This window comes from Aliidiomarina taiwanensis, assembly GCF_003987015.1.
GTDB lineage: Bacteria > Pseudomonadota > Gammaproteobacteria > Enterobacterales > Alteromonadaceae > Aliidiomarina > Aliidiomarina taiwanensis.
This window is the reverse complement of the sequence record NZ_PIPQ01000003.1, coordinates 87,690-107,709: the sequence shown is the minus strand read 5'-3', so window position 1 is coordinate 107,709 and position 20,020 is coordinate 87,690. Positions and strand designations below refer to the sequence as shown.

At 49.6% G+C, this 20,020-nt stretch carries 18 protein-coding genes; 11 read left to right on the top strand and 7 right to left on the bottom strand.

Annotated elements, in window-relative coordinates; translation table 11 throughout:
- Positions 1 to 2: 2 nt before the first annotated feature.
- Together oadA and CWE15_RS07130 are read left to right on the top strand one after the other, a co-directional pair.
- Entirely contained in the window at positions 3 to 1,796 is a 1,794-nt protein-coding gene (gene oadA, locus CWE15_RS07135) for a sodium-extruding oxaloacetate decarboxylase subunit alpha (protein ID WP_126757403.1), read from the top strand.
- A 1-nt stretch (position 1,797) separates the two neighbouring features.
- Positions 1,798 to 2,928 (top strand): sodium ion-translocating decarboxylase subunit beta, encoded by a 1,131-nt coding sequence (locus CWE15_RS07130; protein ID WP_126757402.1) that lies wholly within the window; start codon positions 1,798 to 1,800, stop codon positions 2,926 to 2,928.
- Between the two features lie 16 nt (positions 2,929 to 2,944).
- Here CWE15_RS07130 and CWE15_RS11960 read toward each other — a convergent pair whose 3' ends face one another.
- Together CWE15_RS11960 and CWE15_RS07125 are read right to left on the bottom strand one after the other, a co-directional pair.
- Positions 2,945 to 3,118, bottom strand: a complete 174-nt coding sequence (locus CWE15_RS11960) for a hypothetical protein (RefSeq protein ID WP_198674989.1) — start codon at positions 3,116 to 3,118, stop codon at positions 2,945 to 2,947.
- Between the two features lies 1 nt (position 3,119).
- A complete protein-coding gene (locus CWE15_RS07125; RefSeq protein ID WP_241971868.1) occupies positions 3,120 to 5,633 on the bottom strand; it encodes a response regulator in 2,514 nt (837 codons plus the stop codon).
- A gap of 221 nt (positions 5,634 to 5,854) precedes the next feature.
- Between CWE15_RS07125 and gshA the strand changes: the two genes are divergently transcribed.
- Positions 5,855 to 7,462, top strand: coding sequence for a glutamate--cysteine ligase (gene gshA / locus CWE15_RS07120; RefSeq protein WP_126757401.1), 1,608 nt, complete (start codon positions 5,855 to 5,857; stop codon positions 7,460 to 7,462).
- Between the two features lie 88 nt (positions 7,463 to 7,550).
- Positions 7,551 to 8,174 (top strand): transglycosylase SLT domain-containing protein, encoded by a 624-nt coding sequence (locus tag CWE15_RS07115; RefSeq protein ID WP_126757400.1) that lies wholly within the window; start codon positions 7,551 to 7,553, stop codon positions 8,172 to 8,174.
- On the opposite strand, the gene CWE15_RS07110 is transcribed toward CWE15_RS07115, so the two are convergent.
- Both CWE15_RS07110 and CWE15_RS07105 read right to left on the bottom strand, forming a co-directional pair.
- Positions 8,171 to 9,463, bottom strand: coding sequence for an HlyC/CorC family transporter (locus CWE15_RS07110; RefSeq protein ID WP_126757399.1), 1,293 nt, complete (start codon positions 9,461 to 9,463; stop codon positions 8,171 to 8,173). The genes CWE15_RS07115 and CWE15_RS07110 overlap by 4 nt on opposite strands.
- A 55-nt stretch (positions 9,464 to 9,518) precedes the next feature.
- A complete protein-coding gene (locus tag CWE15_RS07105; protein WP_157980730.1) occupies positions 9,519 to 10,181 on the bottom strand; it encodes a cytochrome C assembly family protein in 663 nt (220 codons plus the stop codon).
- A 256-nt stretch (positions 10,182 to 10,437) separates the two neighbouring features.
- Between CWE15_RS07105 and ffh the strand changes: the two genes are divergently transcribed.
- The 5 genes from ffh (at position 10,438) to rplS (ending at position 13,885) form a co-directional block, all read left to right on the top strand.
- The gene (gene ffh / locus CWE15_RS07100; protein ID WP_126757397.1) at positions 10,438 to 11,805 is read left to right on the top strand and encodes a signal recognition particle protein; all 1,368 of its coding nucleotides are present in this window, start codon (positions 10,438 to 10,440) and stop codon (positions 11,803 to 11,805) included.
- Between the two features lie 127 nt (positions 11,806 to 11,932).
- Positions 11,933 to 12,187, top strand: coding sequence for a 30S ribosomal protein S16 (gene rpsP / locus CWE15_RS07095; RefSeq protein ID WP_126757396.1), 255 nt, complete (start codon positions 11,933 to 11,935; stop codon positions 12,185 to 12,187).
- 13 nt (positions 12,188 to 12,200) lie between these two features.
- Entirely contained in the window at positions 12,201 to 12,743 is a 543-nt protein-coding gene (gene rimM / locus CWE15_RS07090) for a ribosome maturation factor RimM (protein ID WP_126757395.1), read from the top strand.
- Positions 12,743 to 13,492 (top strand): tRNA (guanosine(37)-N1)-methyltransferase TrmD, encoded by a 750-nt coding sequence (trmD, locus tag CWE15_RS07085; protein ID WP_126757394.1) that lies wholly within the window; start codon positions 12,743 to 12,745, stop codon positions 13,490 to 13,492. Before rimM ends, trmD begins: the two co-directional genes overlap by 1 nt.
- Positions 13,493 to 13,522: 30 nt before the next feature.
- Positions 13,523 to 13,885 carry a 50S ribosomal protein L19 gene (gene rplS / locus CWE15_RS07080; protein ID WP_126757393.1) on the top strand — a complete coding sequence of 121 codons (363 nt, stop codon included), beginning with the start codon at positions 13,523 to 13,525 and terminating at the stop codon, positions 13,883 to 13,885.
- 60 nt (positions 13,886 to 13,945) lie between these two features.
- Here the strand turns inward: rplS and CWE15_RS07075 are convergent, their stop codons facing one another.
- From CWE15_RS07075 to CWE15_RS07065, 3 genes are read right to left on the bottom strand one after another with little or no spacing between them, the layout of a single operon-like run.
- A complete protein-coding gene (locus CWE15_RS07075; RefSeq protein ID WP_126757392.1) occupies positions 13,946 to 14,317 on the bottom strand; it encodes a response regulator in 372 nt (123 codons plus the stop codon).
- Between the two features lie 2 nt (positions 14,318 to 14,319).
- Positions 14,320 to 14,946, bottom strand: coding sequence for a cytochrome b/b6 domain-containing protein (locus tag CWE15_RS07070; RefSeq protein WP_126757391.1), 627 nt, complete (start codon positions 14,944 to 14,946; stop codon positions 14,320 to 14,322).
- 5 nt (positions 14,947 to 14,951) lie between these two features.
- A complete protein-coding gene (locus tag CWE15_RS07065) occupies positions 14,952 to 15,419 on the bottom strand; it encodes a c-type cytochrome (protein ID WP_126757390.1) in 468 nt (155 codons plus the stop codon).
- Positions 15,420 to 15,606: 187 nt separating this feature from the next.
- Between CWE15_RS07065 and CWE15_RS07060 the strand changes: the two genes are divergently transcribed.
- Complete coding sequence (locus CWE15_RS07060) at positions 15,607 to 18,693, top strand: amidohydrolase family protein (RefSeq protein WP_126757389.1); 3,087 nt, start codon at positions 15,607 to 15,609, stop codon at positions 18,691 to 18,693.
- Positions 18,693 to 19,979: an amidohydrolase family protein gene (locus CWE15_RS07055; RefSeq protein WP_126757388.1), complete on the top strand. Its 1,287-nt coding sequence runs from the start codon at positions 18,693 to 18,695 to the stop codon at positions 19,977 to 19,979. The genes CWE15_RS07060 and CWE15_RS07055 overlap by 1 nt, the downstream gene beginning before the upstream one ends.
- Positions 19,980 to 20,020: the final 41 nt, after the last annotated feature.

Here is a 20,020-nt window from a genome sequence, read left to right as displayed (position 1 = left end):
CTATGAGCAACCCCTTAAAACTAACGGAACTTGTTTTACGTGATGCCCATCAGTCTTTACTTGCCACGCGCATGCGTATAGACGATATGTTGCCTATGGCTGAGCAACTCGATGCTATGGGGTACTGGTCGCTTGAAACCTGGGGTGGGGCCACCTTCGATGCCTGTATACGTTACTTAGGTGAAGACCCTTGGGAGCGTTTAAGGATATTAAAACAAGCGATGCCGAATACGCCGCAACAAATGTTGCTGCGGGGGCAAAACTTGCTGGGCTACCGCCACTATGCAGATGATGTGGTGAAACGTTTTGTGGAGCGTGCTCGCGAGACCGGCATTGAGGTGTTTCGTATTTTTGATGCCATGAATGATGTGCGCAACCTGCAAACAGCCATTGAAGCAGCCATTGCCAATGGGGGACATGCGCAAGGCACCTTGTCGTATACGGTCAGCCCTGTGCACACCCTAGACACCTGGGTCAACATGGCGGTGGAATTAGAAGGTATGGGCTGCCACTCCCTCTGTATTAAAGATATGGCAGGGCTATTACGGCCCTATGAAGCAGAAGCCTTGATTAAAGCTATTAAAGCGAAAACATCCATTCCGCTTGCGTTGCATTGTCATGCCACCACAGGTCTCAGCAATGCGACTTATATGAAAGCCATCGACGCAGGCATTGATATGCTAGACACAGCCATATCGCCCATGAGCATGACGTATGGGCATTCTGCTACAGAGACCCTAGTGGCCATGGTTGAAGGCACAGAACGCGATACAGGCTTGTCTTTGGATGCATTGGCAGGTGTGGCAAGCTACTTCCGTGGTGTGCGAGATAAATATGCGGCCTTTGAAGGCTCGTTGAAGGGGGTGGATGCGCGTATTTTATTGGCGCAGGTACCGGGGGGCATGTTGACCAATATGGAAAACCAGTTGCGTGAACAAGGTGCTTTAGACAAGTTTGAGCAAGTGCTCGATGAGATTCCACGCGTTCGGGAAGATCTTGGCTTTATTCCACTGGTGACGCCTACCTCTCAAATTGTTGGCACCCAGGCGGTACTCAACGTGCTAAGTGGTAAACGTTATGCGTCTATTAGTAAGGAAACTGCGGGAGTACTGAAAGGGGAGTATGGTGCCACGGCAGCACCCGTGCATAAAGAGTTACAAGAGCAGGTTTTAGCAGGCGCAAAGCCCTTAACCTGTCGTCCCGCTGATCGATTAGATAACGAATTTGAGAAGCTCTCAGCGGAATTGCATAAGCGAGCAGACCAAGAGGGCTTTCGCTTAGCGGAAGAGCCTGCAGACGATGTATTGACCTATGCTTTATTTCCTCAAGTAGGTTTGAAATTCTTGCAGAATAGGAATAACCCGGAGGCGTTTGAGCCAGCCCCAAGCGCTGCGGTAAAACCAGCTCAAGCAGCCGCCGACACTGGCCCTGTAGAGCGCTACGATGTGGCCCTAAATGGCCAGCTATTTGAAGTGGAAGTAGGCCCTGCAGGTAGTATTACGTCGGTGGCGACGAGGGAAGCGAAACCAAGCCAAAGCGCGGAGCCGACGGTACAAGCGAGTGCGGCAGGCCACGTAGACCATGAAGTTGTTTCGCCTTTGTCGGGTAATATTTGGCAAGTCAAAGTAAAGCCAGGCGACACGGTGGCCGCCGGCGATGTGGTGATTATTTTAGAAGCCATGAAAATGGAGACGGAAATTCGCAGTGAATATGACGGTGTGGTTGCTTCGATTGAAGTGGCAGAAGGGGCGAGTGTTCATACCGGACAAACGCTCTTGCAGCTGACGGGGCAGTAATATGGATATTGTTGTTACCCTATGGAACACCACGGGTTTTCAGGCGCTAAGCTTGGGCATGTTGCTGATGATAGGCGTTGGCTTATTGCTGATTTTTTTAGCTATTCGCTATCAATTTGAGCCGTTGCTTTTGCTACCTATTGGATTTGGCGCTGTGTTAACCAACATTCCTTTGGCGGGCTTAAGCGAGCCTGGGGGCCTGCTGTACTACCTGTACCAAGCGGGCGTGAGTACAGGGGTGTTTCCGTTGCTTATTTTCTTAGGTGTCGGGGCGTTAACAGATTTTGGGGCTTTGCTAAGTAATCCGCGCGTGTTGCTGCTAGGGGCTGCGGCCCAATTTGGTATTTTTGCAACCTTGCTTGGTGCGATTGCGTTGAACTGGGTGCCAGGGTTGGAGTTTAGCCTGCAACAAGCCGCTGCCATCGCAATTATTGGGGGGGCCGACGGCCCCACGGCCATTTATTTGTCCTCGCAAATAGCCCCGGAGCTATTGGGAGCTATTGCCGTGGCGGCGTATTCTTATATGGCCTTAGTGCCGATTATACAGCCGCCTGTCATGCGCTTGTTGACCACCAAGAAAGAGCGCGAAATACGCATGGTGGAATTAAAGCCGGTGTCAAAGCGAGCTCGTATTTTGTTTCCCTTGATGGTGGTGTTGCTCACAGCCTTGCTATTGCCAACTGCGGCCCCTCTGATTGGCATGTTTTGCTTTGGCAACCTAATGCGTGAGTCGGGCGTGGTTGAGCGCTTAAATAACACTGCGCAAAATGCGCTGATTAATATAGTGACTATTTTTCTTGGTTTGTCAGTCGGGGCACAGCTGTCAGCGGGTCAATTTTTAACGGTGCAAACCTTGGGGATTTTGGTATTAGGCGCGGTGGCTTTTGTGATTGGCACGGCTGCTGGCGTGCTGATGGCGAAGTTGATGAATAAGCTTGGGCGCACCGCCATAAACCCATTGATAGGTGCTGCGGGTGTATCGGCGGTGCCTATGGCTGCGCGTGTCGTGAATAAAGAAGGCTTACGGGCAGACCCCCACAATTTTCTGCTGATGCATGCTATGGGGCCAAATGTGGCGGGGGTGTTAGGCTCGGCGGTTGCCGCCGGGGTGCTCCTGGCGTTGGTGGGTTAAGTATTGCTGTGGCTCGCTACAAATTAGTGAGCCACCACATCAGCGAGTAAAAAGCGGCTATCACACTGCTAAAAATTAAAATATAAACAAAACCTTGCTTGCCTTGGCGTAAGCTATAGCCTCGGCTTTGCAGGTAAAAAATCCAAATCAAGCACAGCAGCAGTGGAATTAAAAATAGCATGCGTATCATATTATGCGGGCTCCTCCGGGTCGGTGGCCTTGCTTAGCAGCTCTAAGTCTTGGCTGGCTTGCTCGGCCACATCGAGTAATTTTTTTAAGTTTAATATTTGGTCTGCCACTGTGCCCATGTCACCGTTGATCACGGCTTGCTCCAGCACGTTGGCCTTTTCTTGTAAATTGGTTAAGCCTAAGTTGGCCGAAGCGCCTTTTAGGGTGTGGAAGTAGCGTTTCGCTTCTTCGAATTTCCCTTTGGCAATAAAGTCGGACACTGTCATGGCACTTTCTCGGTATTGTTCTACCAACTGCCCAACCAAGCGAATATACAGGTCTGTATTGTGGTTTAGGCGAGCCAAGGCGCCGTCGAAATCGACGCCTTTAATTTGTGGGTAACGGCGGCTACTTTCAGGCTTTTCTGTGGCGACGGGCACGGGTTGAGGCTTGGCCTTATAAGGGCCAGGAACCGCCCATTTATTGATTTGCGACAGCAACAAGGTTTCGTCGATTGGCTTAGGAATGTGCCCCTGCATGCCCGAGGCGAGGGAGCGTTCTTTGTCACCGCTCATGGCGTTTGCCGTCATGGCGATAATGGGTAGCTGCTGATAACTAAATTGCTGACGCATGGTTTCAGCGGCTTTGTAGCCGTCCATCACAGGCATTTGAATGTCCATTAACACAATGGCGTAGGCTTTTTCTTGTACCATGCGCACGGCTTCTTCACCATGCTCGGCTACGTCTACACTAAACTTGTGGCTTTCTAAAATTTCTCGGGCCACATGTTGGTTAATTTCATTGTCTTCTACAACAAGGACAGGCGCATTGCGTAAGCTTTGCTGAACCTGCGAGCTATGTTCGTCGGACTTTTCTTGGCTGTCTTGACGGGTCTGGAACACAGCTGAAGAAATAACACGGGCCAAGGTGCTGGTGGTATAGGGCTTGGTTATAAAGTCGTGGGCACCCACTTGCTTGGCTTTTTCGGCAAGCTCTTCCGCATAGTAACCCGTGGCAAGGATCATGGCTGGGCGCAGGTCTTCTGCAAATTCTCGTTGCACACGCTCGACTAGGCTTAAGCCGTCCATGCCAGGTAAGCGCCAGTCCACAATGACCACTTGAAACGGCTCGCCTTCGGCCACGGCCTCTTGCAAATACTCCAGTGCTTGTTCGCCACTTCGGCTGACTTTGGCATTAATGCCGTATGAACGCAGCATTTCATACAGCATTTCCCGGGTGCTCAGGTTGTCGTCGACTGCAAGAATACGTGTACCTTCAAGTTCTTTGAGCAGCAACTGTTGGTGCGAGATGTCTTGTTCTTTTTGGACCGGTAAAGCGATTTCAATATAAAAGGTAGAGCCTTGCCCCAGGGAGCTGGTCATGCCCATGTCACCCTGCATTAAGTGAATGAGGCGACGTGAAATAGCAAGGCCCAGCCCGGTGCCGCCAAACTTACGGGTGGTGGAGGAGTCTGCTTGAGTGAAGGCTTGGAATAGATTGGCTCGCTGCTCTTCGCTCATGCCAATACCCGTGTCGGTCACTGATATACGGAAGAAAATAGTATCGTCCGTTTGCTCCAGCAAGGTGCAGGTAATATTAATTTCGCCTTCGTCGGTAAATTTCACGGCATTACTCACCAGGTTAATAAGCACCTGACTTAAGCGCATCGGGTCGCCAATGAGTAGGGTGGGAATATTGGCTGGTAAATTAATAATAAATTCTAAGTCTTTGTCGTAGGCCTTGTAGGCAAACATATCGGCTATGGTGGCCAGCACTTCGTCTAAATCAAAAGGAATACGCTCGATGGTGAGCTTATTGGCTTCAATTTTTGAAAAGTCGAGAATGTCGTTAATGACCCCAAGTAAGGCTTTCGAAGAGCTATTGATGACCCGAATGTAGCGCTTTTGCTTGGCGTCTAATTCGGTTTTTAATGTGAGGTTGGCCATGCCGACTATGGCATTAATAGGCGTGCGAATTTCATGGCTCATATTGGCCAAGAAGTCACTTTTGGACTGGTTGGCTTGTTCTGCCTCGTACTGTGCTTGCTCTGCGGCCTCTTTGGCTCGGGCCATTTGTTCTGTGGCGGCTTTAATGTCAGATATGTCGTAGTAACTGCCCAGCACACCGATAACCTCGCCTAACTCGTCGTAGAGAGGAACAGAAGAGTGCTCAACCCAACGTAATTCGTTAGCGGCATTATGCATTTGCACGGAGGCTTCTTGGTAGGCGTCATGGCTTCGCCGACTGAGCTTTTCTTGGTCGCGGGCGAAGAGGTCGATGTTTTTTTCTAAAATGGGTAGGTCAACTATGCGCTTGCCAATAATATCTTCTGGACTTTCAAAGCCAAAGTCATTTAAAAAAGCTTGGTTGCCGCCTAAAAACTGCATGTTTTTGTCGCGCCAATATACGCGATTCGGCAAGTCGTTCAGTACTTGCTGAAGAAGCTGGGTGCTACTGGGGGCAAAGAATACGGGGGAAGCCGTTGCCGTGTGAGTTTCGCTTTGTTTGCGCCCTTGCCAGGTAAACCAGCCATGCACGCAAGCGCACCCTAAAAGTAGTGTCAATAACGGAAAAATGAAGGTGCTCGGCAGAAAAAATAGCGCCAAGAGACCGAGCGCGTTGATAAACCAATAACTTCGTTGAAACTGTAGTAATACTTTTGATCGCGAACTTTGTGCCACGGGCACTCCTTAAACTGTTTTTTATTGCCATTTATGGCAAACTAGCCAATATCATATCAGAGAAAAGCCGAGATACTATGCAGTTACATAATGGTCTTGCCTTAGACGCGTTGCTTGAGAATAAAAACATACGCTTAGGAATGAAGGGTATTCAGCGCGGTATCGAGCGCGAGTCGTTACGCATCACTCCAGAAGGGCGCTTGGCTGTGACCATGCACCCAGAGGAAAGCTTAGGGGCCACCCTGACACACCCTGCAATTACAACCGACTATGCAGAAGCCTTATTAGAGTTTATAACCCCTGTGTCACGCTCCGTGCAAGACACCATGGCGCAGCTACGCGACCTACATAGGTATACTTACCATGCCATTGGCGATGAGCACTTATGGCCTATGAGCATGCCGTGTTATGTGAATGATCTTAGCGATATTCGCATAGCCCAATACGGTGACTCTCACGCGGGCACCATGAAGCGGGTGTACCGCCAAGGGCTGACCTATCGGTATGGGGCCATGATGCAAACCATTGCTGGGGTGCATTATAACTTTTCAATTTCCGATAGCTTATGGCACGCATTGGCTGAAGAAGACGGTGACCGCGATAGTATAGAGTTTCGCTCGAATCGTTACTTAGGGCTTATTCGTAACTTCAAACGCCTTGCTTGGGTATTGCCTTATATGTTTGGTGCTTCACCCGTCTTGTGCAAGTCCTTCACTCGTCATACGACCGTGGACATTGGGTTGGAAGACATGGGCGGGGGCCTAGCAGGCTTTCCGTATGCAACCTCGCTGCGAATGAGTGACTTAGGTTATACCAACCCAGAACAGGCAAGGCTTCCAATTACTTATAACCTACTCGAAGAGTATGTGGATGCACTGCGACGCGCGGTATTTACACCGTCTGAGCGTTTTCAAGCCATTGGCGTGCTCGAAGGGGATGAGTGGAAGCAGTTAAGCCCGAATATTTTGCAAATAGAAAACGAGTTCTACTCGCCAATTCGACCCAAGCAGATACCACAAAATGGTGAAACGCCGGCGCAAGCCTTGGAGCGTGGTGGTATTGAGTATATTGAAGTGCGTGTTTTGGATGTGAACCCCTTTAGTAATGTGGGGATTGATGAGCACCAAATGCGTTTTATAGACCTGTTCCTTTTGTATTGTTTATTCACGCATAGTGAGCCTTTGAGTTTTGAAGAGCAAGTGGACACAGAGCGACTCGTGGATGAAGTGGTAGCTCAGGGGCGTAAGCCAGGCCTACTCCTGACAGATGCGTGTGGCATAGCGAGCGTGGAAGAACGTTTGACGGATCTTTTCGCAGAGCTAGAAGACATAGCGGTGGTACTGGATGAAAATGAGCCTGAAGCCCTCTACCAGCAGAGCCTGAATGTGTGGCGCCCTGCCATTTCTGACCCTGAACAGACTTTGTCTGGTCAGGTGGTGGCTATGCACCGCAAAGCGCAAGCGGAAGGTGTGTCTCCGGGTATGCAACTAGCTCGGCAGTATCGTACCGAATTAATGAATTCAGAGCTTGAGTTCTATTCAGCAGAGCAGTTTGCTCAATGGACCCAGGAGTCTTTGGCCAGTAAAGCCCATATGGAAGCTGCTACTACAGGTAGTTTCGGTGACTTTCTAGCAGAGTACTTTGCTCAGGCTCAGCACAAAAAAAACGCCCCAGAGGGGCGTTAAAATGAAGCTTATTAATCCAGGGGATGATGGTGCCTACATATACACCATTCATTAAGTAAGAGTGCTGCTATTAGGAAAAGTTCCAACAATGTATAAAAAAACTGCAGCAATTGCATTAGTTGTTGTTTCTACAGCTTTTATTTCTGGTTGTACGACGCCGCCACCGAGCGACCCTTCCAATATTTGTAATATATTTGAAGAGCGTCGCGACTGGTGGAAAGGAGCTAAGAAAATGAACGACAAATGGGGTGTGCCTATTCATGTCCCTATGTCGATGATGTATCAAGAAAGCTCATTTCAAGCGCGTGCGCAGCCACCTCGTAAGTACCTACTTGGCTTTATTCCTTGGGGGCGTGTGAGTGACGCTTATGGCTACGCACAAGCGAAAACCATGACCTGGGATGACTATATTCGAGAAACAGGACAGCGCCGAGCACGCCGTGACAACTTCGATGATGCCATTGACTTTATGGGGTGGTTTATTACCAAGTCACATAGTATTAATGGTGTGTCGAAGTGGGATGCTTACGGCCAATACTTAAATTACCACGAGGGGTGGGGCGGCTATAAACGCCGTACTTATTTACAAAAGCAATGGTTGGTGCAGGTGTCGCGACGAGTAGACGCACGTTCAAACCAATATGCGCAGCAGTTGCGGTCGTGTGAGAAACAATTGAACCGAGGCTGGCTGCGCCGCTTATTGTTTGGCTAGTCCTGCGACTTACGTTTCGTTCGCTTACGCTTAGGCAGTAAGCGAACGGACTTGATGACACTGTTGGACGCTTCAATAATTTCAACTCGGTTGTCGTCGATAACCAAGCACATGGGGTTGTCAGGAATATCCCCTAGTAGCTCTGTCAACAGGCCATTTAAGGTTTTGGGGCCGTCCGTAGGGAAATTTCGCTTGAGTTCTTTATTCAACTCGCGCAGGTTAATAGTCCCTTCAATGACGACACTGCCGTCGTCTTCTTTCGCTATTGTCTCGACGGCTTGCCCTGTCATGGTGGTGGTGAAGTCTCCCACAATTTCTTCAAGAATATCTTCAAGGGTTACGAGACCCTGAATATCACCGTATTCGTCTACCACTAGGCCAATACGCTCTTTGTTCTGTTGGAACTTGATGAGCTGAACACTCAGGGGTGTACCTTCTGGAATATAGTAAATTTCACGAACAGCACGCACCAGTGAGGGCTTGTCCGCTTCGTCTTGATTACGGGTCACGACTTGTAGCATGTCGCGGGCATGTAAGAAACCAATGGCGTCGTCAATTTCACCGCGATATAGAAGAACCAGGGTACTTTGCATGTTCATGAGCTGGCGGCTAATTTGACTCCAGTCCGCATTGATATCAATGGCATTAATTTCATGCCGAGGAATCATGATGTCGTCCACGGTGACTTTTTCTAAATCGAGAATACTGAGTAGCATGTCTTGGTGACGAGAAGGGATCATGGCTCCTGCGTCGTGCACCACGCTGCGTAATTCCTCTGCGCTTAACGTGTCTTTGCCTGCATTCTTCGGGTCGAAGCCGAGCAGTCGAAGGAAATTATTGGTAATGAAGTTAACGGCAGCCACAAGTGGGTACAGTATACGCAGCATAGGCTTAAGTACAAAGGAGCTTGGAAAAGCAACTTTTTCGGGCTGCAAAGCGGCAATGGTTTTCGGTGTCACTTCGGAAAAAATGAGTACTGCAAGGGTCAGTCCAATTGTGGCCAGTAAAATACCGTAGTCGCCGTACAAGCGCATGCCAATAACGGTAGCCACGGCGGAAGCGGCAATGTTAACCAAGTTGTTGCCAATGAGGATTAGGCCAATAAGACGGTCGGGTCGTTCGAGTAAGAAGTTGACACGCCGCGCTGCTTTGTCACCACTTTGGCTTAAGTGACGAAGCTTGTAGCGGTTCACCGACATCATGCCTGTTTCAGAGCCAGAGAAAAAGGCGGATATTAACAGCAACACACCTAAAATAATAAACAGTGTGCTTAAAGATAGTTGGTCCAATTGTTATTCCTGTTTTTGGGTGACGACTACTAATGTATGGGCAGAGGACGAGATGTCAAGATAAAAGAATATCGCGAACAAAGCGGCTACCAAAGTAAGCCAATGTGAGTAGTGACGAAGCGGTCAGTGTGAGTAGAATGATAGGTTTGCCCCGTAGGCCTCGAACGTAGTGGGCTATAACAATGCCACCAAAGCAGAGCCAGGCGACAAAGGACAGAATGGTTTTATGTAACTGGGTGGCTGCAAATAGGCCGTCGACGAATAATACGCCCGCAACAATAGCACAGGTAAGCACCAAGGTGCCTGCGGTTAATAAGCGGAAAAAGTATTGCTCTACGGCCAGCAGCGGCGGTAAATGCGCGTCGAGAGCGCGAGCGGAGCGTTCTTTTAGCACTTTATTTAAAAATAGCACTTGGCCTGCATAAAGGGAGGCCAGTACAAGTAAACTAAATGCCAGTAAGGAAAGTATAATATGCACCGTCAGGCCAATGCTCATGGCGTACTGCATGTGACTTCGCTCGGGTATCAGCATGAGCAAGAGAATACTGACAATGGCAAAACCAAAAATAGCAGGGCGTAACATAAGGCTTGCGAGTTGGCGACCCCGACTGACGGAGAAAATTCCTAATAATAATGCGATAATGCTGAGGACAATGAGAAAACTTAAATGATTGAGGCCACGCTCGGCAAGTAGCGCTGTGAGCAGTGTTGTATGCACGACAACTGCCCCAATGTTAGAGATAAGAATACGTCGAGTGTATACCGATGGAGCATGAAGGCGGCGGTTTAGAAAGAAAATACCAGCTCCATAAAGAAGGATACAGAGCAATGTAAGTAACTGTATCAGCATTATTTTTGGGTCTCTTATCGTTGTAAATGATTCGTCTTGCAACTTAGGTTAGTATACGGACTTCAATCGCCAAACCCAACTGCTTTCCGTATAATAGCGCAAACTGTACAAACAGGAATACGTTATGTTTGAGAATTTAAGCGATCGCCTTTCGCAAAGCTTGCGAAATATTAGTGGTCGCGGTCGTTTGACCGAAGACAATATTAAAGACACCCTGCGTGAAGTGCGCATGGCTCTATTAGAGGCAGATGTCGCGCTGCCTGTGATTAAAGACTTCATTGGGAAGGTAAAAGAGCGTGCTTTAGGGGTGGAAGTAAATAAAAACCTCAACCCAGGGCAGGTGTTTGTAAAAATAGTTCGCACTGAGCTTGAAATGGCTATGGGTGAGGCGAATGTGGGCCTTGACTTAGCCACACAACCTCCTGCTGTTATGCTTATGGCGGGTCTGCAAGGTGCGGGTAAAACCACCAGTGTGGGCAAGTTAGCACGCCACTTAAAAGAAAAGCAGAAGAAAAAAGTGCTGGTGGTGAGTGCTGACGTGTATCGCCCAGCGGCCATTGCACAGCTAGAACGTTTAGCCGAAGAAGTCGATGTGGCGTTTTTCCCGTCTACGGCGGACCAAGACCCTGTTGATATTGCTCAAGCAGCAATAGACCATGCCCGCAAGCAGTTTATGGATGTAGTGCTGGTGGATACGGCGGGTCGTTTGGCCATAGATGAAGCCATGATGGCAGAAATAAAGCGCCTGCACGGGGCAATAAACCCCATTGAAACCTTGTTTGTGGTCGACGCCATGACAGGTCAGGACGCGGCCAATACAGCAAAAGCCTTTAATGAAGCCTTGCCCTTAACCGGGGTGATTTTGACCAAGGTTGACGGTGATGCCCGCGGTGGTGCGGCTTTATCGATTCGTCATATTACCGGTAAGCCTATTAAGTTTTTAGGTGTTGGCGAGAAAAACGACGCCTTAGAGCCATTCCACCCAGATAGAATAGCTGGGCGTATTCTTGGTATGGGCGATGTGCTTTCTTTAATTGAAGAAGTAGAGCAAAAGGTCGACCGAACTAAAGCCGAGAAAATGGCCAAGAAAGTAATGAAAAGCGGGAAGTTTAGCTTGGAAGACTTCCGGGACCAGCTTGAGCAAATGCGCAATATGGGCGGCATGATGGGCTTAATGAACAAAATGCCGGGCATGGGAAAAATGGCGGGTCAGCTTCAAGGGCAAATGGATGACAAGCTAACCGTGCGAATGGAAGCTATAATTAATTCTATGACGCCGCAAGAGCGAGAATTCCCAGACGTTATTAAAGGTTCTCGTAAGCGTCGAATTGCAGCGGGGTCGGGTGTGCAAGTGCAAGATGTGAACCGCCTGTTGAAGCAATTCACCCAAATGCAAAAAATGATGAAGAAGATGAAAGGGGGCGGCATGGCGAAGATGCTGCGCCAAATGGGCGGTAAAATGCCGCCAGGTATGTTCCCAGGCGGCAGATAATTACGGCGTTAAACCTTGCAATTTTCTGTGAGATCCGTAAACTTACGCGGCTTCCTGCTCTTGTTCCAAGAATGTGGGTAGGAAGCTTAACTTTAACTTTGTTTTATTGATTATATTGAGGACGGTAATGGTAACCATTCGATTACAACGGGGTGGCGCAAAAAAGCGTCCATTCTACCAGGTGGTTGTTGCCGACAGCAGAAACGCTCGTAACGGTCGTTTCATTGAAAAAGTCGGCTTTTTTAACCCACTGGCTCGTGGCCAGGAAGAAGTATTACGCATTGATCTTGAGCGTATCGAGCATTGGCTTGGAACAGGCGCACAGCTTTCTGAGCGTGTCGCTAAGTTAGTTCAAGAAGCACAACAAACTGCTGCTGCCTAAGACGAGTATTGTCATGACTACTACAGCAGTAACGACCGATGATCTTGTGGTGTTAGGGAACCTAGGTGCCGTATACGGTATTAAAGGCTGGCTCCGGGTCAACGCGTTCACTGATGAGTTGTCGGGTATTTTTGATTACGCACCCTGGTTTATTGGCCGGGATGGTAATTGGCAACAAGCCGAAGTCAGCCAATGGCGCTGGCATAATAAAGGCTTGGTAGCAAAGTTAGCCAATGTTGATGACCGTGATGTAGCTGCGCTATATACGGGCATGGATATTGCGGTTCAGGCAAGTGCATTGCCTGAACTGGAAGAGAACGAGTTTTACTTACGTGATCTCGAAGGGCTACGTGTGATGAATACCCAAGGGTATGACATGGGCACGGTAGACCATATGCTGTCCACGCCTGCCAACGACGTAATGGTTGTGAAGGCGAACAGCAATGACGCGTTCGGCAAACGTGAACGTTTGATACCTTTTATTCAGTCGCAGTATGTGATTGAAGTGAATAAGGCGTCTGGGACCGTAACGGTTGACTGGCCAGCTGACTTCTAATGGCTGACCGTTTAACTGTAGGTGTCGTTACCCTGTTTCCTGAAATGCTGAAGGCAATTACAGAGTCAGGTGTAACACGTCGCGCCGTTGAAGCTGGCTTGCTTTCTGTGAGCACGTGGAACCCACGTGACTATACGGAAGACAAGCACCGCACTGTGGATGATCGCCCCTATGGCGGTGGTCCTGGCATGTTGATGATGGTGGCTCCTTTGCGAGCTGCAATTGCAGATGCTAAACAAGCGGTGGCAGCAGAAAGCGGTTCAACTCCCAAGGTTATTTACTTGTCGCCGCAAGGTCGCAAGTTAGACTATCAAGGGGTTGATGAGCTGAGTCAAACCACTTCATTTGTTCTGGTAGCAGGGCGATATGAAGGAATTGACGAGCGTGTTATCGAGGCAGATATTGACGAAGAATGGTCCATAGGTGATTTTGTCCTTTCCGGAGGCGAGTTGCCGGCCATGGTTCTGATCGACACGTTAGCAAGACAAGTGCCAGGTGTGCTGGGGGATGCACGCTCCGCTGTAGAAGACTCTTTTACAGAGGGTTTGCTTGATTGCCCACACTATACTCGGCCTGAAGTTCTCGATGGTAAACGGGTGCCAGCAGTGTTACTGAGTGGGCACCATGAAGAAATTCGCAGGTGGCGGTTGCAACAGGCTCTGAAACGAACCCAGCAACGGCGGCCCGATCTACTTAATAACCTAGCTCTGACTGACGAACAGCAGGCTTTGCTTAACACCAAAGAATGACGTGCAGTTATTTCTAGGAGGAGATATACAATGGCTAAAGTAAATAAGTCTATTCTTCAGCAGCTCGAAGACGAGCAGTTGAAAACCGAAGTGCCAGCATTTGGCCCGGGTGATACCGTTATCGTTAATGTTAAAGTTAAAGAAGGTGAGCGTGTACGTATTCAGGCCTTTGAAGGCGTGGTAATTCGTAAGCGTAACCGTGGTTTACACAGCGCATTTACTGTTCGTAAAATCTCGAGCGGTGAAGGTGTTGAGCGTACGTTCCAAACGCACAGCCCAATGGTTGACAGTATTACTGTTAAGCGTCGTGGTGCGGTTCGTCGTGCGACACTTTACTACTTGCGTGAGCGCAGCGGTCGTTCTGCACGTATTAAAGAGAAATTGGGCTCTTAATCGACCCCACATAAAAAACCCAGCCTTGGCTGGGTTTTTTTGTGCCTGCAATTTGTCGTTTTATAGGAGCTCAGGAAGATAGGTACTAAATAGGTCTTGCAGTGCGTCTGGCGAGACGGGTTTGTGGAGCGTGTGGTTCATACCCGCGGCTCGGCATGCTTCTATCTCCGTTGGGCTTTGGTGCCCGGTTAGTGCAATAATGGGGGTGTCAGCGAAGACAGCGTGCTGCCGCAACTGCTTGCAAGCTTCGGCACCCGTTAACTTGGGCATTTCATAGTCGAGTATGATGAGCGCAGGAGTGACTTGTAAAGCTGTGTCGACAGCCGCTTGCCCGTCAGCTGCCGTGTGTACCGTCACAGCATACTGAGCGAGCATGGCTTTCAGCACTTCTAAGCTAATAAAGTCGTCGTCGGCTATAAGAATGTTTGTCATAGTTAACCTAACCACCAGGTAAGTAAAGCATAGATGAAGGCTAACAAAACATAACCCCAAGCACCATTCACTAGTTTCGGCTGTTCACTTTCCTCGGCTTGTTTCATTCCCGTCACCATGGCTTTCGTCAGGGGTTGACCGAAAAAGCGGTAAGCAATAATGGCGAGTAAGTGTAAGCCAACAATGATTTTTAGAAACTCAAAGTTCAGCAGATGCAGGCTGGTTAGGGTGGAGCGCATATCTGAGCTAACCAAGTGGGCTAATGGACCGCGGTAAAATATAGTGTCGTCGGTAAACAAGCCCGTAACCACTTGTATCAACAAGAGTAAGAGCATAATAAGCACCGACAAAGCGCCCATGGGGTTATGGGTATGTTGGCGAAAGCTACTTGGTTCCCGCATGTACCTGAAGGTTGCAGCAGGGCTTACAAGAAAGTGACGAAAGCGCGCAGAATGACTGCCTACAAACCCCCAGATAATTCGCGTGAGTAGTAAAGCCAGTAAAAAAATGCCAAGCATTTCATGCACGTCAATATGCTCAAGCTTACCACCTGTGTACCAAAGGCCTGCAAAGCAGGCCACGAGTAACCAATGGAAGCCGCGAATAAAGCCGTCCCAAATTTTAACCATAGCCTTTAGTCTGCTTTGTAGTTGTCGTGGCACTGCTTACAGGTGCCCGCTGTGACAATAAACTTAGGGGCTATAGTGCGGATGTTGCCACTTTCAGCTGCCTCTGCAAGTTCTGCTGCAGCATTCACTAAATCATCCATTTTACTGTTAAAGTCATCCCAGTTTTGCCAGATTTTAGGCAAGGCTGCGCTGTCCTTAGTGACGTTTTCTCCCGCACCTGAGAAGCCCGCTAGAGGAATATGAGCTAAATGCTTAACTGCGTCTGCATGTTGTTGGAATTGCGTTGCGTCGAATGTAATTTCACCGCGCACCATACCCGCCATGATGCCAAAGTTATCGCGAATGAGCGAGAAAGCCTGCTGACGATATTCAACGGTGTCATCAGCATCAACGAATGTGTCAGCAGAAGCGAGTGGTGCAGTACATGTAAGACCTAATACAGCCACAAACGGAAGTAACTTAAAAATTTTCATGTGAAATATTATCCTATTGATTAACAAGCTCTAATATTCATACCATACACTTTTTTCTTGGGAAAGAAATAAAAGATTCTGAGGTTTATCGTTCTCTGCGGACGCTTCATCGGAGCGGCCTTGCCATTTGCTTATAAACCAGTCACAACTAAAGAATAACAAAATTAAATCACAATGAGGTAGGAAGATGAAGCGAAGAAGCGCTTGGCTTGGCCTTAGTGCGGTGGCGGCTGCGGGGGTAAGTGTTCTTGCCCTGGCCGACCAAACCACGCCCGCTCGTGGCTTACACGAAAAGAACCCGAGTTTTGTGGCACTGACCAACGCAACGGTTGTGACAGAGCCGGGGAAGTCGTTAGAGCATGCCACACTGGTCGTGAAAGACGGCATAATACAAGCCATTAATAGCAACAATAGAGCGCCTGAAGGGGCGCGGGTGATCGACGCCACAGGTTATACGATTTACCCTGGGTTCATTGACCCCTATAGCAACTATGCTGTAGAGCAGGCTGGCACGCCAGCTCCACGTAGCCGTGGCCAGCGCCCGCAGTATAGTAATGCGCGTGAAGGTGGGAATGGAAGTAATGCGGCCATTCACGCAGAGCGTAATTGGTTTGACACTGTGAAAGTGCAAAACCGTGATGCCAAAGGTTATATAGACTTGGGCTTCACAGCAGTGCAAACAGCTCGCCTTGACGGTATTTTTCGTGGTCGCGCCACCACAGTGTCGCTGGCAGACAAACGACCGAACGATGTGATTTACCAAGCTTATGCACGCCACTTCGCTTCCTTTGATAAGGGCAGCTCTAAGCAGCAATACCCAAGCTCGCTGATGGGAAGTATCGCGTTAATTCGCCAAACCTTGTCGGACGCTGCTTGGTATAAAGAAGCGCAAGGCAAGCAAAGCATGCAAGGGCCGGTTGAATTCAATGCCGCCTTAGACGCATTGGCGCGTGTACAAACGGAGGGGTTTGTATTTGAAGCGTCGGATGAGCATAACTTGCTGCGTGCGGCGCGTGTATTTTCTGAATTCTCCGTTCCTTTAACTGTGGTTGGTTCGGGTTTTGAATATACCCGCTTAAATGAAGTAAAGGCTTCCGGCGTCGACCTGATTTTACCTCTTAACTTTCCTGCAGCGCCTGACATGCAGGGGCAATTTGCAGAACTTGATGTGCCACTGGCTGATTTACGCCATTGGGAACGAGCACCTGGAAACCCGGCTGCACTTGCTAATGCCGGCGTTCGATTCGCTTTTACTAGCCATGGTTTAGAGAAGAAGTCGGACTTTTGGGCCAATGTGCGGAAAGCCGTGGAGCATGGTTTGTCGCCCACGCGCGCGCTTGCAGCCTTAACCACAGTTCCTGCTGAAATAGCAGGTGTGGCGGATCAAGCCGGGCGTTTGCAGACCGGTTACCGTGCCGACTTTGTGGTCAGCCGCGGGGACTTATTTGCTGATGGTGAGATTGTGTCGGTCTGGCTGCAAGGGCAAGAGTCTCGGTTGCAGGAAATGCACCCAGCTTCTTTTGCCGGCGACTACTCGCTGACATTTGCGGGCCAAGAGCTGACCTTAACCATTGAAAATGAAGGGCGAATGAGCGGCAGTTTAAGTCAAGGTGACACCCGTATTCGGCTTCAGGGCGTACGCACAGAAGACAGTGTGTTGTACTTCCATGCCGACTTGTCTTCGATAGGCATTGCAGGCGTGCATAGGTTTCGTTTACAGCCTGAGTCGTTAACTGGCTTTGCAGGGCGCGCTCAGAACGCTGCCAGTGAATTAATAACCTTCACCGCGACCCGTCCAGAGCCGCCAGCTGCCGACGCGCCAAGCAAGGCTACTGCAGGCAGTCCCGAATATGTGAGCGAGTTGACCTGGCCAAACCTTGGGTTTGGAATGAGACAACAGCCAGAACAAGCCAACTTGCATATTCGTCGTGCAACCATTTGGACGGCCGATGACCAGGGAATATTAACGGACACAGATATTATTGTGCGTCATGGTTTGATTCACCGAATAGGCAAAAACTTGTCAACCCCGCGGGGCTACCAGGTGATAGACGCTGCCGGCATGCATATTACACCGGGCTTTATTGATGAGCACTCACACATTGCTATTTCGCAAGGGGTGAATGAAGGCACAGAGCCTGTGACGGCCGAAGTTCGCATTGGTGACGTGGTTAACCCAGACGATATTCACATTTATCGCTCGTTGGCAGGCGGTACCACGGTTGCGCATTTGCTGCATGGCTCAGCGAACCCCATTGGGGGCCAAGGCCAAGCTATTAAGCTACGCTGGGGACAAGACGCGGAAGGCTTGAAATTCAAAGAAGTGCCTTGGACCATAAAAATGGCCTTGGGTGAAAACGTAAAACAAAGCAACTGGGGCGATATGAACACAATTCGTTACCCACAAACCCGTATGGGTGTTGCTGCGCTTATTCGTGACTACTTCCAGTCTGCTCGAGAGTACGGTCAAGCCCAAGAAGCCTATGCAGCGCTGAGCCGAACGGAGCGTCGACGCACTGCTCCACCGCGCACAGACTACCGCATGCAAACCTTGCTTGAAATACTCCAAGGCAAACGTCATACCCACGTACATAGCTATGTGGCGTCGGAAGTGCTGGCCTTGATGGACGTGGTGGAAGAGTTAGGCTTCCGCATTCATACCTTTACGCACATTCTAGAAGGTTACAAAGTAGCCGACGAGATGCGTGCACATGGTGCAAATGCGTCTACCTTTGCTGACTGGTGGGCTTTCAAATTTGAAGCCTATGACGCAGTGCCACAAAATGCTTGCCAACTCATGGAGAAAGGCGTGCTGACCAGCATTAACTCGGATAGTAATGACTTACAACGCCGATTAAATACGGAAGCAGCTAAGTCTGTTCGCTACTGCGGCATGAGCGAGTACGAAGCTTTGAAAATGATCACCCTGTACCCAGCCATGCAAATGGAAGTTGAAGAGCATGTTGGAAGTATTACGGTTGGTAAGCATGCAGACTTTGTTTTGTGGAATGCGCCACCGCTTTCTGCCTATGCGCAAGTTCAGCAAACCTGGATAGAAGGGCGGAAATACTTTGACCGACAAGCCGACCTTGCACGCCGAGCCGAAGTGGCTAACGAACGCCAACTGCTTATTGAAAAGGTGCTAAGCCAAGGCAGTGAAGCCAAACGTGGCAACCGTAATGGGTATCGTGCAGAGCAGCCAACGTGGCAGTGTGAAGACAACCACGATGTGTGGCGTTGGACGGAGTTTGTTGAAATGGAAGGAGCGCATTAATGAAACGTATTTTAGGCGTATTTTTATTACTTGTTGCGCTGCCTTTGCAAGCGCACAACTTAGTGCCGGGTGAAAAGCAGACCCAGCCCATACTATTGCAAGGGGGAACCCTGCACACGGTGAGTCAAGGGACCTTGGCCAATACGGACCTGCTGATGATAGACGGCCGTATTGCTGCCATGGGTAAGAACTTAGATGTTCCAGCTGGCACCCAAGTGCTGAATGTTTCAGGTCAGCACGTGTACCCAGGCCTGGTGGCTTTAGACACCACCCTGGGTATGATTGAACTTGAACAAGCGCGGCCCACCAACGACTTACGGGAAGTAGGGAATGTCACCCCCGAGGTGTTAGCACACCATGCATTTAATGCCGACTCAGACATTATTCCGACGCTGCGGTATATGGGAATTACCCATGCCCAAGTTGTACCGCAAGGCCGCTTAGTGAATGGCCGCTCGAGCTTGATGCAGCTCGATGGTTGGCATTGGGCCGATGCGCTGGAAGCGGGCCCTGTGGCGTTGCACATTAGTTGGCCTCGGGTTGGTTTGAACAGTGCTTGGTGGGAACGCCGCTCACCTGCAGAGCAACGCAAAGCGAATGCAAAAGCCTACGAGCAGCTGGTTGAAGTTTTCGAAACAGCTCATGCGTACCACGAAGGCCGTTTGGCTGGCACGCAGCAGCAGGTTGATCAACGTTGGGAAGCCATGCGGGCTTTATTTCAAGGCGAAATGAAGCTTTATGTGCACGCAAATGACCGACGCCAACTAGAGCAAGCAATAGAGTTCAACCGCGCTTATGGTTTTGACCTCACCTTTGTGGGCGCGCGTGACAGCTGGATGCTTGCAGAAACCTTAGCAGCTGAGAGTATTCCGGTTGTGTACGGCCATGCTTACGGGCTTCCAAGCCGGGTTGATGAGGCTTACGATACGGCTTTCACGGCACCGGCTGTGTTGGCGGCTGCAGGGGTAGAGTTTGCTATTGCTTACCCTGGGTATTGGGATAGCCGAAACCTTGCATTTGCGGCAGGCCATGCAGTTGCCTTCGGGCTGCCATACCAAGACGCCTTGCGCGCTATTACTTTAACCCCAGCTCGCTTAATGGGTGTTGAAGATACGCTGGGTTCTCTCGAGGTGGGTAAACATGCCACCGTGATTGTTTCGGCAGGCGATGTATTGAACCAGCTAACGCAGAATATTGGCTATATGTTTATTGAGGGACGGGCCCTAGACTTAAGTAATAGGCAGTTACAGCTCTACGAGAAATACAAGCAACGTCCAGACCTGTAAACATTTGTTGCCTCTCTCTTGTTGCTACGAAGGCCTTAGAG

What these genes read in the sequence shown, in the direction of transcription:
- oadA (WP_126757403.1), top strand. Translation starts at nt 3, where the DNA reads ATGAGCAACCCCTTAAAACTAACGGAACTTGTTTTACGTGATGCCCAT.
- CWE15_RS07130 (WP_126757402.1), top strand. Translation starts at nt 1,798, where the DNA reads ATGGATATTGTTGTTACCCTATGGAACACCACGGGTTTTCAGGCGCTA.
- CWE15_RS11960 (WP_198674989.1), bottom strand. Translation starts at nt 3,118, where the DNA reads ATGATACGCATGCTATTTTTAATTCCACTGCTGCTGTGCTTGATTTGG.
- gshA (WP_126757401.1), top strand. Translation starts at nt 5,855, where the DNA reads ATGCAGTTACATAATGGTCTTGCCTTAGACGCGTTGCTTGAGAATAAA.
- CWE15_RS07115 (WP_126757400.1), top strand. Translation starts at nt 7,551, where the DNA reads ATGTATAAAAAAACTGCAGCAATTGCATTAGTTGTTGTTTCTACAGCT.
- ffh (WP_126757397.1), top strand. Translation starts at nt 10,438, where the DNA reads ATGTTTGAGAATTTAAGCGATCGCCTTTCGCAAAGCTTGCGAAATATT.
- rpsP (WP_126757396.1), top strand. Translation starts at nt 11,933, where the DNA reads ATGGTAACCATTCGATTACAACGGGGTGGCGCAAAAAAGCGTCCATTC.
- rimM (WP_126757395.1), top strand. Translation starts at nt 12,201, where the DNA reads ATGACTACTACAGCAGTAACGACCGATGATCTTGTGGTGTTAGGGAAC.
- trmD (WP_126757394.1), top strand. Translation starts at nt 12,743, where the DNA reads ATGGCTGACCGTTTAACTGTAGGTGTCGTTACCCTGTTTCCTGAAATG.
- rplS (WP_126757393.1), top strand. Translation starts at nt 13,523, where the DNA reads ATGGCTAAAGTAAATAAGTCTATTCTTCAGCAGCTCGAAGACGAGCAG.
- CWE15_RS07075 (WP_126757392.1), bottom strand. Translation starts at nt 14,317, where the DNA reads ATGACAAACATTCTTATAGCCGACGACGACTTTATTAGCTTAGAAGTG.
- CWE15_RS07070 (WP_126757391.1), bottom strand. Translation starts at nt 14,946, where the DNA reads ATGGTTAAAATTTGGGACGGCTTTATTCGCGGCTTCCATTGGTTACTC.
- CWE15_RS07065 (WP_126757390.1), bottom strand. Translation starts at nt 15,419, where the DNA reads ATGAAAATTTTTAAGTTACTTCCGTTTGTGGCTGTATTAGGTCTTACA.
- CWE15_RS07060 (WP_126757389.1), top strand. Translation starts at nt 15,607, where the DNA reads ATGAAGCGAAGAAGCGCTTGGCTTGGCCTTAGTGCGGTGGCGGCTGCG.
- CWE15_RS07055 (WP_126757388.1), top strand. Translation starts at nt 18,693, where the DNA reads ATGAAACGTATTTTAGGCGTATTTTTATTACTTGTTGCGCTGCCTTTG.